Annotated in this window: 13 protein-coding genes; 6 read left to right on the top strand and 7 right to left on the bottom strand. The window is 62.1% G+C overall.

Translation table 11 applies throughout. The features are described 5' to 3' along the window. Positions 1 to 73 precede the first annotated feature (73 nt). Positions 74 to 1,174, top strand: coding sequence for an acyltransferase family protein (locus tag ACZ1JV_RS13220; protein WP_465151903.1), 1,101 nt, complete (start codon positions 74 to 76; stop codon positions 1,172 to 1,174). Positions 1,175 to 1,199: 25 nt separating this feature from the next. On the opposite strand, the gene ACZ1JV_RS13215 is transcribed toward ACZ1JV_RS13220, so the two are convergent. Then, the gene (locus ACZ1JV_RS13215; protein WP_465151902.1) at positions 1,200 to 2,033 is read right to left on the bottom strand and encodes a hypothetical protein; all 834 of its coding nucleotides are present in this window, start codon (positions 2,031 to 2,033) and stop codon (positions 1,200 to 1,202) included. 718 nt (positions 2,034 to 2,751) lie between these two features. On the opposite strand from ACZ1JV_RS13215, the gene ACZ1JV_RS13210 reads away from it, so the two are divergent. The 5 genes from ACZ1JV_RS13210 to ACZ1JV_RS13190 all read left to right on the top strand — a co-directional run bounded on the left by ACZ1JV_RS13210 (position 2,752) and on the right by ACZ1JV_RS13190 (position 9,315). Continuing rightward, entirely contained in the window at positions 2,752 to 5,658 is a 2,907-nt protein-coding gene (locus ACZ1JV_RS13210; protein ID WP_465151901.1) for a family 16 glycosylhydrolase, read from the top strand. An 84-nt stretch (positions 5,659 to 5,742) separates the two neighbouring features. Then, positions 5,743 to 7,059: a glycosyltransferase family 2 protein gene (locus tag ACZ1JV_RS13205; protein WP_465151900.1), complete on the top strand. Its 1,317-nt coding sequence runs from the start codon at positions 5,743 to 5,745 to the stop codon at positions 7,057 to 7,059. 47 nt (positions 7,060 to 7,106) lie between these two features. Continuing rightward, complete coding sequence (locus tag ACZ1JV_RS13200) at positions 7,107 to 8,069, top strand: glycoside hydrolase family 16 protein (RefSeq protein WP_465151899.1); 963 nt, start codon at positions 7,107 to 7,109, stop codon at positions 8,067 to 8,069. A gap of 206 nt (positions 8,070 to 8,275) precedes the next feature. Next, entirely contained in the window at positions 8,276 to 8,536 is a 261-nt protein-coding gene (locus ACZ1JV_RS13195) for a hypothetical protein (protein ID WP_465151898.1), read from the top strand. Between the two features lie 275 nt (positions 8,537 to 8,811). Beyond that, positions 8,812 to 9,315 (top strand): hypothetical protein, encoded by a 504-nt coding sequence (locus tag ACZ1JV_RS13190; protein WP_465137569.1) that lies wholly within the window; start codon positions 8,812 to 8,814, stop codon positions 9,313 to 9,315. 55 nt (positions 9,316 to 9,370) lie between these two features. On the opposite strand, the gene ACZ1JV_RS13185 is transcribed toward ACZ1JV_RS13190, so the two are convergent. From ACZ1JV_RS13185 to ACZ1JV_RS13160, 6 genes are all read right to left on the bottom strand, one after another. Next, positions 9,371 to 9,856 (bottom strand): PilZ domain-containing protein, encoded by a 486-nt coding sequence (locus tag ACZ1JV_RS13185; RefSeq protein ID WP_465137568.1) that lies wholly within the window; start codon positions 9,854 to 9,856, stop codon positions 9,371 to 9,373. 623 nt (positions 9,857 to 10,479) lie between these two features. Then, positions 10,480 to 11,904, bottom strand: coding sequence for a lipopolysaccharide biosynthesis protein (locus ACZ1JV_RS13180; protein WP_465151897.1), 1,425 nt, complete (start codon positions 11,902 to 11,904; stop codon positions 10,480 to 10,482). After that, positions 11,901 to 12,905, bottom strand: a complete 1,005-nt coding sequence (locus tag ACZ1JV_RS13175; RefSeq protein ID WP_465151896.1) for a glycosyltransferase family 2 protein — start codon at positions 12,903 to 12,905, stop codon at positions 11,901 to 11,903. Before ACZ1JV_RS13175 ends, ACZ1JV_RS13180 begins: the two co-directional genes overlap by 4 nt. 3 nt (positions 12,906 to 12,908) lie before the next feature. Beyond that, positions 12,909 to 13,505 (bottom strand): polysaccharide biosynthesis/export family protein, encoded by a 597-nt coding sequence (locus ACZ1JV_RS13170; protein ID WP_465151895.1) that lies wholly within the window; start codon positions 13,503 to 13,505, stop codon positions 12,909 to 12,911. Between the two features lie 249 nt (positions 13,506 to 13,754). Next, entirely contained in the window at positions 13,755 to 14,918 is a 1,164-nt protein-coding gene (locus tag ACZ1JV_RS13165; RefSeq protein ID WP_465151894.1) for a hypothetical protein, read from the bottom strand. A 109-nt stretch (positions 14,919 to 15,027) separates the two neighbouring features. Beyond that, positions 15,028 to 16,494 (bottom strand): MBOAT family O-acyltransferase, encoded by a 1,467-nt coding sequence (locus ACZ1JV_RS13160; protein WP_465151893.1) that lies wholly within the window; start codon positions 16,492 to 16,494, stop codon positions 15,028 to 15,030. Positions 16,495 to 16,505 lie beyond the last annotated feature (11 nt).

Raw genomic sequence — 16,505 nt, 5'->3', positions numbered from 1 at the left:
TCGAGGGAGCGCGTCGCGAAATGCGCCGCCTTGCCGAATTCGTACAGCATCGCCGAACAGTCAGGGGATCGGAATGGACCGTAATGGTGCCAAACACGGCAGCCGGAATCATAGCATAGACCTGCTGCGCGCCGTTCTGGTGTTGGGCGTGATGGCATTCCACTACACCATCCGCTGGGCCCCCCCCGATTTTCCTTACGACATTCTGCACTACGACACGCTCTGGTCGCGCGACTGGGCGATCGGCAGCTTCGGCGTGCACATGTTCTTCGTGATATCGGGCTATGTCATCACCTTGAGCGTACTGCGCGCCGGATCGGCAACGCGATTTGCCATTAGCCGGTTCCTCCGCATCTACCCTGCGTTCCTGATCGCCGCCGTGGGCGCGTTCATCGTGCCGCTGGTGTTCGGGCCATGGCAATTGCACTCGTCTCCGCGCGATCTGCTGCTGACGCTGCTGCTGGTACCGACCGAATTCGGCGCGCGCTATACGGACGGGGCGTTCTGGACGCTCAGCGTGGAAGCCAAGTTCTATTTCTATGTCGCGGTCGGCTATCTGATCGCCCGCGAACGGTTCTGGATCGCGCTGGCGGCGCTGGGTGTGCTGGGGCCGCTGGTATATCCAGCGGCACCGGGCCTGGGCGACAAGCTGATGATCTCACCCTACATCGGCTTCTTCCTGGTAGGCATGGCCGCCTGGTACGCGATGAACGCGCGCGAACGCGTTCCGGCCCTGGTGCTTGGCGTCAGCGGCATTTTCGCCTGGATCATGAATTTCGGGACCATCGCCTATGATGGCAAAACCTCCGTCCTCACTCACGGCCTGCTGGCGCTGGGAACGGTCGCAGTGTTCGCGCTGGCGTATTTCAACCCCAGGCTGAGGCTGCCGCCGCTGGGCTTCATCGGCAGCATTTCCTATGAACTCTACCTGGTACACCAAGTGCCGGGGATCAGCCTGATTGCCCGGATCAAGGCCGCGACGGGCCTGCCTGACGCGGCGTGCATAGTGCTGGCGGGCTTAACGATGATCGGAATTGCACTGATGCTGCAGCGCTGGGCAAGCCCGCCTGTCCGCAGCGCCTTCGCCGCCGGTCTGCGAAAGCTTGCAGATCGGGTCGCTACCTGGAAACCACGATCGGTGGCGTTCCAATCCTTGCCTTCCGATGTGACCTGAGCGGATGTGAACCCGCGGCTGCCTTTTACAGGCGGTCGGCAATGCCATAGCGGGCAAGCAGCCGATTGGGCGCCATGCGCGCCCAGCGGTGCCTGAATTCCTGCAGGACATCCGCTTGCATCCTGACATTCGATCCCGAACGACCGATGCTGAGCCCTTCTTGCGAATCGCGCTTGTAGGTCGCGGCCAGCGCATGTTTCTGGGGTTCCGAAATGTCCAAATCCGCGCCCACGGCCCGCAGGAGGGTGGCGGGATCGCGCAGCATGTCTTCATACCATATCAGATGTGGCCGCCGGCCAGCGCGGGTGAGCGCGTCGAAAATCTTGATGGCGTTGGCATAGCGCCATGCCAGTTCGTCAGGCCGATTGTCCGGCCATTGCCCGAAGGCCCGATAGGTGGATAGGGCCCAAGGTTCCAGCGCGCGCAGAATCATGGCGCAGCGCCCCTGAGTGACCGCCGCGATCTCCGGCGCCACTATGGTACACTGCGCGCGCAGTTTCACCGCCAATGGCGCACCGAAGAAGGCGCAGAGGGCCTGCGTGGTCGCGCGGATCACCCGCGCCCGGTCGCGACGGTTCAGCCACGAGCGGCGATGCCCTTCCACCAACTGTTCGTAGACGCCGGGTTCGGATACGCCGGAAATGTCCACGGCACCCAGAAGATCCGCCGCCAGCGTGGAACCGCACCGCCCCACCGAAAACAGAAACGTGGCCTTCGCGGGCGCGGCCGAGGCCGGAAACAAAGCGTCCAACGCATCGAAGGAAATCAGCACTCCCTGCCGCGCCTGCTCACGCTGCGCCTGATAGAGGAAGGCATATCCTGCCGCGAAGTCGTTCGATGGGTGCAGCGTGAAAAGCATCCGCCGCCGCCGCCAATCCACGGCATAGGGCACCATTGATTCGCGCCAGGCCTGATCGTGCGGGGCTTCGATTCGCGAGGGGGCCCCGGATGGCGCGCCCGAAATCGAAAAATCATTCATGGAAACAAAAGCATAGGCGTCCGCATCGGGGCGAAGGACCAAGTCTACCAATTCGGTCTGGCGGGAGTGGAGCCCCATTCTGAACCTCTCGAACGCGCGCGCGAATCGCTGCTAAAGTCCGCCCAAGCCTATGAAAAAAATGGATTGCGGCAAATGGAGCGGCCGCAAATGACCGCCATTACCACCTCCATAGTGGTTCATCTTCCGTCATTTCCGGTCGCAGTGCCCGCAACGCATGCAGGTGCACATTTTTTTTGGAGGCACCACGGAAAGGATCGCGCGGTCCGTCCGGCAAAGACGGCAATCCTTTGCAATAAAGCCGCCCTCCACTCCCACTTCGCGTAATAAAAATACGCGACCAAGCGTGCGGCTCTCAAGCGCTCAAGGCAAGAACCTCAAAATAAAACTCGGAACAATAGACACTTATTCGCCGCAATAAGGATCAACACATAAAACAAGTAAAATACATTATTATCATTTCTAACAGGTTAAAATTGTTACCACGCCGGAAACCAAAGGCGTTGCAGGTTCGATTAATTCGACCGGCTATTTCCATGATCACACCGAGCCGCTGGCTCTTTGATCAGGAATAAATGCCATGGGTATTCAGACTTCCTATTTGAACGCTTTTGGACTGAGCATCGGCAATCAGGCCGCAAGCAATTCTTCGATCTACGGCACCACTGCCGCCGATGTACTGACCGGTTCTGCCAAGAATGACTGGTTTTTCGGCAACGATGGTGCCGACAAGATGGCCGGCGGCCTGGGCGACGATACCTATCAGGTCTACAGCAAGAATAGCGTGATCACCGAACTGGCCGGTGGCGGCACCGACATGATCCGCTCCACCGTCAGCTATGTCCTGCCCGACAATGTTGAAATTCTCTCGCTTTCGCTCACCAACACCTCCGCCTTTGGCAATTCGCTCGACAACGTGCTGATCGGCCAGACCGGCCACCAGACGCTGAACGGCATGGCCGGCAACGACGTGCTGGTGGGTGGCGACGGTGACGACATCTTCGTCATGTCCAGGGGCGGCGGCACCGATGTCGTCGTCGATTTCCAGAACGGCGTGGACACTGCGCGCCTCGACGGCTTCGGCCTTACGTCGTTCGATCAGGTTCGCTCGCTGCTCACCCAGGTCGGCAGCGACGTGAAGCTGACGCTGGCCAGCGGTGAAGCCCTGCTGTTCCGCAACCACTCGGTCGGCGATTTCACCGCCAACGATTTCCAGCTGCAGATCGACACCGCCAAGATGAAGCTGACGTTCGATGACGAATTCAACAGCCTCTCGCTGAAATCGGCCGGCGGCCTTTGGAACACCAATTTCGGCTATGCGGGCCTTGCCAAGTACACGCTGACCTCCAATCAGGAACGGCAGCTTTACGTCGATGCCGATTTCAAGGGATCGAGCAGCACCTCGCTGGGCCTGAACCCCTTCAAGATCCACGACGGCGTGCTGGATATCACCGCCGCACCGGTAAGCAGCGATCAGGCCAATTCGATGTGGGGTTACAACTACGCTTCGGGCCTGCTGACCACCAAGGGTACTTTCTCGCAGCTTTATGGTTATTTTGAAGTAAACGCCAAGCTACCGGCTGGCCAGGGCCTGTGGCCTGCCTTCTGGCTGCTGCCGGAAGACGGTTCGTGGCCGCCCGAACTCGACGTGTTCGAACAGCTGGGCCGTGATCCCACGGCGCTGTGGATGAGCACGGTTTCCAAGGCGACCGGCCCTGCGACCTACACGCACAACATCATCGACGTGCCCACTGCCACCACCGAATTCCACAAGTACGGCGTGTTGTGGGACAAGGATCATCTGACGTTCTACATCGACGGTGTGGAAGTTGGTCAGGTGGCAACCCCGGCCGACATGAACAAGCCGATGTACATGCTGCTCAACCTTGCGGTCGGCGGCAGCTGGGCGGGCGCGCCGTCCGCCGGCATGACCGGCACCTATTCGATCGACTATGTCCACGCCTATTCGCTGGATCAGGCTGCCACCGCGATCAGCGCTGGCGGGTCGACCGGCTCCACCGGCGGCGCGACGGCAGGTACTGGTACTGGGACTGGAACGGGGACGGCCACCGGAACAACCCCTGACACCGCGGCCCCCACGCCGACCGCTACGTTGAAGCTGGGCACCGATGGCGCCGACTCGCTCAGCGGATTGGGCGGCGAGTTCAAGATGGTGGGCGGACTGGGCAACGACTTCTACCGCGTGGACAGCGCCGGCGATGTCGTGGTCGAACAGCTCAATCAAGGCACCGACACGGCCTGCGCCAGCATCTCCTATGCCTTGACCGCTAATGTCGAGAACCTGTCCCTGGCGGGAACTGCAGCCATCAATGGCACCGGCAACGAACTGGCCAACGTGATCACCGGCAATGCCGCCAACAACGTGCTTTCCGGCCTCGACGGCAATGACAACATCAATGCCGGCGCCGGGGACGACACGATCGTCGGCGGCAAGGGCAACGATTTCCTGCTCGGCGCCGCCGGCAACGACACCTTCGTGTTCGATGCCAGCGACATCGGCGCGGACAACAAGACGCTGGACCGCATCTATGACTTCGAAGGCGCCGGCGCGGCCGGTGGCGACATGCTGCGCTTCGAAGGGTTCGGCGCCGGCTCCACGCTGACGCTGGACACTAGCACCTACAAGAACGGCACTTATCTCGATGGCGCCGGGCACAGCGTGTTCGTCTACAAGCTTTATGACGCGGCCAGCCAGCGCTTCGAAACGGTTCACCTTACCTCGATGTCGGGCGCTCCGCTCAGCAGCGGCGATTACACCTTCGTCGACCGCACCGTCGCCTCCACGGCCGTGAAGACCGGCACCGATGGCGCCGACTCGCTCAGCGGATTGGGCGGCGAGTTCAAGATGGTGGGCGGACTGGGCAACGACTTCTACCGCGTGGACAGCGCCGGCGATGCGGTGGTCGAACAGCTCAATCAAGGCACCGACACCGCCTGCGCCAGCATCTCCTACACCTTGACTGCCAATGTCGAGAACCTGTCCCTGGCGGGAACTGCAGCCATCAACGGCACCGGCAACGAACTGGCCAACGTGATCACCGGCAATGCCGCCAACAACGTGCTTTTCGGCCTCGACGGCAATGACAACATCAATGCCGGCGCCGGGGACGACACGATCGTCGGCGGCAAGGGCAATGACTTCCTGCTCGGCGATGCAGGTAACGACATGTTCAAGTTCGCGGCAGGCGACATCGGCGCGGACAACAAGACCGTGGATCGCATCTACGACTTCGAAGGCGCCGGCAAGGCTGGCGGCGACGTACTGCGCTTCGAAGGCTTCGGCGCCGGTTCCACGCTGACGCTGGACACCAGCACCTACAAGAACGGGGCCTATCTCGACGGGGCCGGGCACAGCGTGTTCGTCTACAAGCTCTTCGACACCACCACCCAGCACTACGAAACGCTGCATGTGACTTCCATGTCCGGATCGGCGCTTTCTTCGGATGACTTCAGCTTCTTCGGCTGATCCAAGAACGTCCGGGACGAATGCTCGGGGCTCCCGCAAGGGGGCCCCGCTTCATTTGCCGACACTTGCTTTGGTCTCAGCCCCATGTCTTCGGAATCTTCACCGGAATCGCCTTCGACACCCCAGGTCTCTTTGCTGATGGTGGCGCGCAACACCGCCCCATTCATCGGCGCAGCCTTGCGTTCGGCCTGCGCGCAGAGTTTCGCCGATATCGAAGTCATCGTCGTCGATGACGGATCGACCGACGAGACCCGCGCCATCGCCCTTTCCCATGCGGCCAGCGACCCGCGCATTCGCGTGATCGACGGCCCCCGCGCAGGACTTTCCGCTGTGCGCAACACCAGCCTTGCCGCCGCGCGCGGACGTTGGGCGGCGATTCTGGACAGCGACGACCTGCTCCATTTCCGTCATATCGAAAGACTGGTGGCGCATGGCCAGGAAAGCGGCGCCGAGATCGTCGCCACCAACATGATCGGCTTTTCCATCGCGCAGGGTATCGCCCGAACCACGCTTTTCGCCGACACCCCGGCATGGCGGACGGCGCGGCAGATCGGGCTGGCCGAATATGTGCGCGCAAACAGCGCGTTCGGCGATCCGGTCTGCGCGGGCTATCTCAAACCTCTGCTGGATCTGGAATTCCTGCGCCTTCACAACCTGACTTACGATTCCCGCCTGCGTATTGCCGAGGATTACGATCTTGTCGCCCGAATGATGGCGCGCGGCGCACGATACGCCTATCTTCCGCGGCCGACTTATTTCTACCGCCGGCATGAGGCGTCCACGTCCCATCGCCAGAGCGAGGCCGACCTTTCGGCAATGCTGGCCGCGGCCGACGCCATTCTCGACCATGACAGCGCGGCGGAGGTCCGCTCCGCCGTCCGGCGAAGAACAGCCGGCATCCGGACCTCGCTTCGCCACACCCGCGCGATCGGCCACATCAAGGCGCGGCGCCCGGCCCCTGCTCTTCGCGCATTGGGTGGCGACTGGCGCGCATGGTGGTTGCTTGCGACCTCGGCCCGGGAAGGCGCTGGTCGCAGGCTGCGATCGCGGCGCGATCCGCATGTCGGATCAGAGCCGGTCGCCCTGGTAATCGGCACGATTGAGCCGAATTCGGCACTTCATGCACAAGTCGCGCGGCTGGCCGCCACCGGCACGCAAATCGTTACGCGCCCCGCACCTGCGGACGATGTCGCGCGGGCCACATTGACCGATGGGCTACCTGCACTCACCGCCACGTTCATCGCTCCACCTGCGTCCGCCGACGATGGCGGATATGCCATCGTTCATGCGGGCGTTCAGGCGGGCGCGGCGACAGGAGCCCCAAAGGCGGACGTTTCCCCGGCGTCGGCGGCCCTCTCCCGGATGGCCATCGCTGCCCAGGCATTGTCGCCAGGACCATGACCGCGAGACCGGTTCCGGTGCACGGGCCCTCTTGGCGAAGCAAGGCAGTGGCGGCTGCCGGCCGCCATCCCCGAACACTGCAATTGGCCAGCGGGTTGCTGGTCTGCTTGTCGGTGCTGGCATTGTTGCTGGTGCTGGTGCCCGATCTTGTGCCGCCCCCTGCAACCGGGCCAATCGACGTTGCCCCCCCGTCCGGCGCCCTGCCGATAGATCGCGACCACCCATCCTTCGCGGAAGAGTTCGACCAGCTACGTCTGCAAGACCAGGGCGGGCCTTGGCGCACCAGCTTCGACTACGCCGGCGTCGCTGCCTTCACGCTTCCCACGAATGGTGAAAAGCAACTCTACGTCGATCGCGATTTCCGCGGGACAGCATCGCAACCGCTGGGCCTGAATCCCTTCCGGATCGCGCGCGGGATGCTGACGATCACCGCGGCCCCCGTCTCCGACACACAAGCGGGCAGAATGTGGGGCTATCGCTATGCTTCGGGCCTGCTGACCACCCGGCACAGTTTCGCCCAGCGCTACGGCTACTTCGAAATCCGCGCGCGATTGACCGATAGCGCATCCCTATGGCCCGCGTTCTGGCTGCTTCCCGCAGACGGGTCGTGGCCACCGGAAATAGACATATTCGAACAATTGGGCCGGGATCCCACGAAGATTACCATGAGCACCGTCTCCCACACGTCCGCGTCCGGTGAGAAGCCGCGCGCCTATACGCATGCCGTTGCCACCGTGCCCACGGCAGCCCGCACATTCCATGATTACGGCCTGCTATGGACCCCGCAGATGATTGCCTTTTATGTGGACGGTCGCGAAATAGACCGCACGCCCACGCCCGCAGACATGCACAAGCCGATGTACCTGCTGGTAAACCTTGCCGTAGGCGGACCTTGGGCACACGACCCCGACCCGGCACATCCACCCAGCGGCACTATCGGCATCGATTATATACGCGTTTACCCGCTTCTACTTGGAAAATCGCCGAACAATTCTTCACATCACCTCTGAAGGAAGCCGGACTGATCGAATTCGGATCGGGTTATTCTTTCCGCGAAACCGTCGGCAGCTTATGCGCAAGGCTCGACCGACGCGTTAACCGCATGCTTTACCTAATGCGGCACCCTTCACTGCAAGGCGCTGGAGAGATGGGAAATCTGAATACGGATACGCAACCCGACGATTTCGTGGCACTGGCGCGCCACGAAGCGCGTTGCATGGAAAACGCCGTTGCCCACGCGGCGAACGATGCCTGCGTATCCATACCTGCCCATCAGTTCCGCAAACTGGCCCTGCTGATCGATGCTTTGTCGGCGCGGTTGGAACAGTGCGATTGCGCCGAAGGCCAGCTGGGCGATCCGCGCTATTGGGTCCCGCTGCAAAGCTTCGAGGATTTGCGGATGCGATATAATCGGATCCGCTCGATGATCTCGGCCAACACTCACGATTTTCTTGAATTTCATAATCCCGCAGCGTGAACTCGCCACGCAGGCGCCCCATCCTGGGGCGCCACAAACGATGTAATGATCGGGTCTCCCCATAAAAAAACGCGACGCTGAACGCAGACATTCGAGGTTATCGAACAACTGCTTCTGTGAGCGCAATTCTACAGCCACGTAATAATACGCTGGCCAATGATCACCCGAATATAAATTCAATCAGTTAGCAAACAATATTAAAATGTTAACCATCCAAAATCGTGAGCGACCTGAACAGGGGGTCTGAACGATCAACTTCAGAATGGAGCTATACAATGGCAGACAATATCTACGCCACCGGTAGCAAGTTTTACGTCGTCGGCACCACCGGCAACGATGTTCTCGTGGCGCTGGCAGGAGGTAGCCAACTCGACGGCGGAGCGGGCAAGGACAATCTGAACGGCAGTTCCGGCCATGACGTGCTGACGGGCGGCAAGGGTAATGACTTCCTGTGGGGCGGGGGCGGCAACGACACTTTCCTATGGCATGCGTCGGATCTCAGTGCCGATAATGCGACTGTCGACATGGTCTATGATTTCGCGGGGGCCGGCGCGGCCGGCGGCGATGATCTGGTGTTCTACGGCATGGGTGAGGGATCGACATTCACGGCCGACCCGCGTGGGCAGGTCCTGCCGGATGGACGGGGCACGATCTACAAGTACACCTTGCATGATGCGGCAACGGGCTACTCGGAAACCATCTACGTTACGTCAACCAATGGTAGCCTACTGACCACGGACGATTTTCACTTCTATTCGTCAGTGCCGGTCAGCGTCTGAACGGATCTCGGTAGGGCCCGCATGTCGCGGGCTCTACCCTTCCACGTCCGCCTGCTCAGAAGAGCAAAAATCTGGCGGCGGCGTAGAACAAGGCCCACGAGCCGAGTGCGCCGGAAAGCAAAAGGGCAAGGCGTACCGAACCCGGCCATCTCGTCACCTGCGGTTCCGGCGCCTGGCTTGTACCAGCGGGCACCTTCCCGCGCGTGCCCCGGGCATGACTGAAGGCACTGGCCATGCGATCACGCGGCAACGGGGTCAGAAACTCACATCCGTAGATGGCGCCCGACCGCCAGACGACGGCCGCCTTTTGCAATCCCGCACCATCCAGGCCAACGCTGACCACCGTGCCAACTTCAAGATCACAGCGGCGCGATGCGAAGCGAAATCCCCGTGAAGAGAAGTTCTCTATCCGGATATCTACCGCTTCACCGTCGGGTTTGCGCAGCGTTCCGTCGTGATCGACGGGAATCCGCGTATCATTCTGGCTGCGCCGATCATCTTCATCGGTATCGTGACAGACCTTGATCGTCGCATTGAGCATCGTAATTCTCCAGTCACGCGACGATTAGGTCGGCCGAAGTATATAAGTCGTTATATTTTGATCCATTTACGGTCGCAGTAATTCTTGCCGGGGCCAACGCCGGGCCAGTCGCCAAAAGCTTTGTTCCAGCACGCCTCGGCATGGTTCGAACAAAATGGCAGACAGGTGCAAACCACCCTTCCATCCCGCTCTCGAGCCGGTTTTGCGCATGTTTCCCGTGCATTATCGCCGATCTCATGGCTCCGCGAGATAATAGCAAGGGCAACACGCAGGAAAAATGCCGCAGGATGGAAACTCCGCCTCTCACCATGACGCGTGCAGAATCGCCACGTCTTAACCAATCGTCGGACAGAAATAACATCCGAATTGGCAGCAACAGTCGATCGGCAATAATACTTACCACCTGCTCGGGAAATAGTGCTCGGCAAATTCCCTGAAAGGCCCCGGCCCACTCGGACAAAACGCGAAGTACACGCATGGCCGCCAGACGGCGGAGTGGGATTCGCGCCCGATTGTGAAACGCATCGCGCTGCCGCGTATCAGCGGGAAGCGCCTGCCCCCATCCCTATCCAAAGCTTGAAATTTCCCAGCGCCGCCGCGTCAAGCCATGCCCCAACGGGCGATCAGGCTATCATCGCCAGGTCCCGCTGCGCCGCAAGGATTGACCGGTTGAGGACAAGCGCCAGCATCGCGCCGCCGCTCGCGCAGAAAGCGCCCACGGCAACCAGCGGAATGCCGGTCGCTCCGGACACCTCGCGAAATGCGGCCAGAGCGGCCATCGAAAAGGCCGCCGCAACCAGCGTCAGCACGACCATGCCCAGATAGGTGCGTTGCGGCAAGGGAAGCACATCCCGTAGCGAAAGGACCATCAGGGGGCCGCCGATAAGGTATGCGCATCCAGTGCCAGCGGCGATGCCCACCGCCCCCCCCAACGCACCCACTGCCGCGAAGATCACCCAGAGCAGAGTAAGTTGCATGGTCTGCCGTAACTGCCGGTCGGGCCGCCCAAGCGCGACGAGGCATGGCATGACCAGGAAGACGACTGCCTGAATCGCCGCGCCGGGTACGAGCGCGGCATAGACGATCCCCGCCCCGCGCCATCTTTCAGACAGCATCACGGCAAAGATATCCGGCGCGATCAGGGCCGCACAGGCCGTGGTCGGCACGACCAGCGCCGCCATCACGGTGGAAACTTTGACCAGCATCGCCGCCACCTGCTCCGGGCTGTCCTTGATCCGCACGAGATGCGACAGGAATACGCCTTGAAATGGCCCGAGGATAACGTTGGCCGGCAGCCGCGCGACCTGCAGCGCCATCGCATAGAGCCCTACCTGGACACTGTCCCGAACCACGCCCAGCAACACGACGTCGAGCGAGCGTGTGGCGAAATTGACAAGGTTCACTTTCAACACCGACCAGCCGAACGCCAGATCCTGCGCAATGAGGCTGAAATCGTAATACCGCTGGGGCCGCCAGCGCGCCAGAATCGTCACGCTGCCGATCCGCAGCAGCCAGTACGTCAGTTGCTGAGCCACCAGCGACCATGCCCCCGCGCCGTGCAGCGCAAAGGCGAAAGTGGTCGCCACGCTCGCCAGAGTTGCGCAGATTTCCACCAAGCTGAGACTTCGAAAATCCTGCGCCTTTTGCAGGCGCGCGGCAGGCACGGCGCCCAGCCCTTGCAGCACCAGCGTGGAAGCCAGCGCCATCACTACTGGCGCCAGGTCCGGCTGGCCGCACAGCCATGCCAGGGGAACCGCCGCCATCACCACCAGCAATGCCAGCCCCAATCCGCTGGCGCATATCGTCCAGTGCGCGGTGGCCCAGACCCTCTCATCATCTTCCGACCGCCGCATCAAAGGCGCGGGCAGACCGCCATCGCACAGGACCATGGACAGGATGACGATCGGCATGGCCAAGGCCACCAATCCGTATTCGTGTGGCCCGAGTATGCGGGCAAGGATCGGCAAGACCAGCGTCTGCAGTCCCACGCGGACGATTCCAGCGATCGACATCGCCGCCGCCCCGCCCAGCAACCGCTTTTCGCTCATGCGTCGAAGCCGCCAGGAGACTGCAAGTAATACGCGAAAGTTCCGGACGGCATCCCGAACCGCAATAGCGCAGCCCGCAGCTTGTCTCCGGCGATCGCCCCGGCAACATCCCAGCCCTGCCGCCCCGGCAGCGACAGCGCGCCCGCTACACCGGAAAGCACACCCTGCTGCTGCCGAAGCGCCAGCGTCCTCATATGGTTGGCCTTGCAGCGCGTTTCCCGCAATCGCCGTGCGAATGCCCTTTCCGCGCCATCGCCCCGTGGACAGTCGCGCGACAAGCGCTCTTCTGCGGCGAGCAAGCGTTCGACATCGGCAAGGCTGTGGACCGCACTGAGTGAATTCGATCGCTCTATCGCCACGTAGCCACAGCGGCGAGTGAAGCGGAACCGGGCGCCGGCCATAAGAAGGCCCAGCACGAGCACGAAGTCCTCGCCCAGCCGCAGCTCCTCGTCGTACCGCGCGCCGCAAGCGCGGAAAAAGTCCGTGCCGAACACCGGCTTGCAAAAGCCGAGCTGATGCCGCCGCTGCAGAAAGTTGCCGAGATTGCCCAGCAGAAAGCGTTCAAGATCGATGGCTTCGCCTTCGGCACGAGCTTTCGCCGTGCCAGGGGCGCCTGTCAGCCGATCCGGCCGATCGGTGAACAGGATATTATCGGCCCAAAGATCGAAATCACATGTCGCCGGCATGGCTTCAAAGCGCTCCGGCAGAAAGAAATCGTCACTGTCCAGGATCGCGAACCACGGTGCTTCCACCCGATCGATCGCCCGGTTGCGAGCCCGGGCAGGCCCCGCATTGCATTCCGCCCGCAGCACGATCACCGAAGCGTTGCACCGATAGTGACGCTCCACGAGATCGGCAGTACCGTCATTCGAAGCATCGTCCGCCACGATCACGGATCGCACTTGCGGGCAGATCAGCGCGGAATCGATAGCCCGCACTATTGTGGCGGCAGCATCGTGGCAGGCGATGATGACGTCGATCGACGCCGGCGCGATCCCCATGGCTCAGAAGAACCGCTCAGGAATGGTGATGGTGTCGCCCGGCTCGATCGAGAGGCCACCGATATCCTCTATGGAGACGAGTTGATCCTGCGGCGCACCGTCATGGCGAACATGCACTTTCGACTTGCGCGCGCGATAGGTGTAGCCGCCCGCCGTCGCCACCGCCTGCCCCAGCGTGAGGCCGGCGGTGAACGGATAGGCGCCGGGGCGGTTCACTTCGCCCAGAATGAAGAAAGTGCGATACTCCAGCAAGTCTATCGCAACGCGGGGGTCGTTCAGATAGCCATCCAGCAGGCGCTTGCGAATGTTCTGCCCCACCTCGTCCAACGTATGGCCGCGTGCGTCCACGGTTCCGATCAGCGGGAACGATATCTCCCCATTCGGTGCCACGGCATAATCGCCCGTCATCGCCGCTTCGCCAAACACTGTGATCCGCACCTTGTCGCCAGCACCCAGCTTGTACCGATCGTCCCGCCGGGCGATTGCCGTTGCAGCCGCGCCGGGGGCAGTACTGTCCAGTGGTGCGGACGCCAGTGGCAAAGTGGCCGCGAGCGACGGCGCCGATTGCGCCCACGCGCCGTTCGGCACAGCGCTTGCCATCAGGATTGCCATCAGAATTACCGGGGCCATCGCGAAGGTCGGCAATCGGCAATGGGTTCTCACCGGGCAACAGGTCGTCATCATTCGATCCTTTCCACCGATGGGCGGCGCGTTCGATCGCAGGGTTTGCGCTGAATCGGCCGAGCCCCCCGGCAACGGCACTTTTCTGTTGGCAAGCTAACACGGATTATCGGCCGGTCCCGTCATCCCCCCATTTCGGACGAAACTTTCCGCCCCGTCCCGGCACGCTCAATCTGCCAGGGCGGACGCGATGGTCCTGCGGCCGGCCAACGGCTCGATGATCGGCCTTTGAGCAATGCCGAAATTGCAATCGGCGGCGGAAGCCGGCTGCCCTGCCCTGCCCAGCCCCGGCGCGCCGGCCATCCGGCGCGAAAGCACCTCCCCCAGCCGCCGGGATACCGCGGCCGCGCCCCGGGCATTGAGGTGATGGACATCGTGCCAATAGTCGCGGTGGGCCAGCAGATCGTTCAGCGCCAACATCGGCCGCCTGCCGTAGTAGCTCATGTCATAGGGGCGATCCGGCTTGCCGTAGCCCGGCAGGTACAGCAGATAGACGGGCACACCGCGCCGGTCGGCAAGGTCCAGAATGGCGGCGACATAGCGCCTGGGCATCGCGTATTCGTAATCTTCCAGCACTTTCGGCAGGTAATTGAGGCGCTTGTCCGCTCGCAATGCGGCGGCATCCGCTTGCAGCTTGGCGGAATCGATCGCTGTATCGAGCGGCGGTGTAAGCGCGCGACCGTTGACATTGACCACGCGCGTATTGTCCACGGTGGATCCGTCGTAATTCGCGGGATCGAAACGGGGCCTGAGCCCGAACTCGGCCGGAACAAGGCTCTCTATCCCCAGCACCACCTGGCGATATGGCAGTCGCGCAAGGTCCGACAGGTAGTTCACATTGCCGATGCGCGGCGCATCGATCAGATCCGCCGTTCCGGCGATGTGCGAATAGAGCGGATGGGCCTTGCGCGTCTCGTTCTCCAGCACTTCCAGTACGATGGCGCGCGGCTTGCGGGTGGAGAGCAACTCGCGTGCCAGCAGGTAGTGGAGATTGCGCCCGTAATTGGGGATCGCAAGGTTCGTCACCGTCAGACACCGCCCGCCGGCATCGCGCAAGCCGCTGGCCGCCATTGTCTGCGCAACTGCCAGGCCGTCGATCCCGTTCATGGTGTGAGAGGTGCCGATCAGCGCAATGTCGAGCGGCGCAGGATCGTCGTGAATGCGTTCGTAAGACCAGCCCAGCCGGGCATAGGCTTCGGTTTGCACCGATTGCCAGCGAATGTAGTCGCTGTGCGGCAGCGCCACCATCAGTGCCAGCGTGGCGACGAACGTCGCCAGCCCGATCGCGAAAAGCGGGATGGTTCTGGGGCCGGTTTGGTCGGGTCCGGTCATCTCTGTCAGGCTCCGCGCGCTAGAGCATTTTCGAGTTGACCGATTGCGGACAAGGCCTCGGAAAATGCGGAAAAAGGGGCCGAGCATCTTCGCTCAACGCGATGACGCTCTAGAAGTTGAAGTAAAGGAACACGCCCGGATCGGGCAGGCGGGCGAAGGCCAGCGCCGCCACCGCGCCCAAAGCAGCGGCCGCCGCCCAGGGCCGCGTCTGACGTCGCACGGGGACGATGCCGTCATGCTCGATCGGCAGGCCCGGCGTGGATTGCGGATAGCGCGCCAGTTCCAGCACACTTGGCAATCGAGTGACGACGATCCAGCCAGCGATCACGGCCGCCCAACCCAGTGGCCGCGCGAACAGGAACCCGTCCACTGTACCCGTCCCGTGCCACCCGCCCATGCTCAGCAGAACCGATGCCGCACCGGCGAACGATTCCGCACGGAACAGCACCCAGGCAACCACTACCGCCAACATCGTCAAGCACCAGCCCAGCGCGCGCGACGTTACGGTTCCCGATCGTCGGGGCATCGCCGCGTTCCAGGCGTGATTGACGATCAGATAGAGGCCATGCAGCGTGCCCCAAAGCACGAACGTCCAACTCGCCCCATGCCACAACCCGCCAAGCGCCATCGTCGCCAGGAGGTTGCCATAACGGCGCACCGTCCCGTGCCGATTTCCGCCCAGCGGGATGTAGAGATAGTTCCGCAGAAAGCGCGAGAGCGAGATGTGCCAGCGCCGCCAGAACTCGACCACGCTGGTGGACTTGTATGGCGATGCGAAATTGACGGGGAGCAGGATGCCGAACATCAGCCCCAGGCCGATCGCCATGTCCGAATAGCCCGAAAAATCGAAGTAGAGCTGCAAGGTATAGCCCAAGGCCCCCAGCCAGGCGTCCGCCGTACCGAGCACCGCGCCGTCGCGAACCGCGTTGAACGCCGGATCCGCCAACAGCGCGAAGCCGTCCGCCATCAGCACTTTCTTGGCGAGGCCGAGAACAAAGATCGTGGTTCCGATCCGCACATAAGACGCCGGCAGGCGTCCGCGGCCAGCCACCGCGAATTGCGGCAGCATCTCCTTGTGATGGGTGATCGGTCCCGCAATCAGGTGCGGAAAGAAAAGGACGAAAAGCGCGTAATCGACGAAGCTGTCGGCCGCTTTTCCATCCCGCCGGCTTTCGACGAGATAAGCGATCTGCTGAAAGGTGTAGAAGCTGATCGCCAGGGGCAACACGATCCGCCCCACCTGCCATTCCAGCCCGGTCAGCCTATCGACCGCCTGAACGAAAAAGTTCGCATACTTGTAATAGCCCAGCAGCAACAGGTTGCCCGCAACCCCCGCGCCCAGCATCCAGCGACCGTGCGGATGCCGTTCCATGACCCGGCTCCACTGGAAGTTGGCGATTATGGAAATGCCGACCAGCAACAGATAACGCCAATCCCACCAACCGTAGAATACCAGCGAGCAGGCCACCATCCAGGCCTTCGCTCCGCCCTGCCGGCCGGACAGGCGCAAGGCGTGATAACCCAGCAGCGCCACCGGCAGGAACGCGAAGATGAAAACGAGCGATCCGAATAACATCGCGTCTTGTC

The organism is Novosphingobium sp. BL-S-19 (genome assembly GCF_055521675.1).
The sequence above is the reverse complement of the archived record's forward strand: the minus strand, read 5'-3'. Positions and strand labels throughout refer to the sequence as shown.

Excerpts from the sequence above, each read along its gene's own strand:
- ACZ1JV_RS13220 (WP_465151903.1), top strand. The coding sequence starts at position 74 with ATGGACCGTAATGGTGCCAAACACGGCAGCCGGAATCATAGCATAGAC.
- ACZ1JV_RS13215 (WP_465151902.1), bottom strand. The coding sequence starts at position 2,033 with ATGCTTTTCACGCTGCACCCATCGAACGACTTCGCGGCAGGATATGCC.
- ACZ1JV_RS13210 (WP_465151901.1), top strand. The coding sequence starts at position 2,752 with ATGGGTATTCAGACTTCCTATTTGAACGCTTTTGGACTGAGCATCGGC.
- ACZ1JV_RS13205 (WP_465151900.1), top strand. The coding sequence starts at position 5,743 with ATGTCTTCGGAATCTTCACCGGAATCGCCTTCGACACCCCAGGTCTCT.
- ACZ1JV_RS13195 (WP_465151898.1), top strand. The coding sequence starts at position 8,276 with ATGGAAAACGCCGTTGCCCACGCGGCGAACGATGCCTGCGTATCCATA.
- ACZ1JV_RS13190 (WP_465137569.1), top strand. The coding sequence starts at position 8,812 with ATGGCAGACAATATCTACGCCACCGGTAGCAAGTTTTACGTCGTCGGC.
- ACZ1JV_RS13185 (WP_465137568.1), bottom strand. The coding sequence starts at position 9,856 with ATGCTCAATGCGACGATCAAGGTCTGTCACGATACCGATGAAGATGAT.
- ACZ1JV_RS13180 (WP_465151897.1), bottom strand. The coding sequence starts at position 11,904 with ATGAGCGAAAAGCGGTTGCTGGGCGGGGCGGCGGCGATGTCGATCGCT.
- ACZ1JV_RS13175 (WP_465151896.1), bottom strand. The coding sequence starts at position 12,905 with ATGGGGATCGCGCCGGCGTCGATCGACGTCATCATCGCCTGCCACGAT.
- ACZ1JV_RS13170 (WP_465151895.1), bottom strand. The coding sequence starts at position 13,505 with ATGGCAAGCGCTGTGCCGAACGGCGCGTGGGCGCAATCGGCGCCGTCG.
- ACZ1JV_RS13165 (WP_465151894.1), bottom strand. The coding sequence starts at position 14,918 with ATGACCGGACCCGACCAAACCGGCCCCAGAACCATCCCGCTTTTCGCG.
- ACZ1JV_RS13160 (WP_465151893.1), bottom strand. The coding sequence starts at position 16,494 with ATGTTATTCGGATCGCTCGTTTTCATCTTCGCGTTCCTGCCGGTGGCG.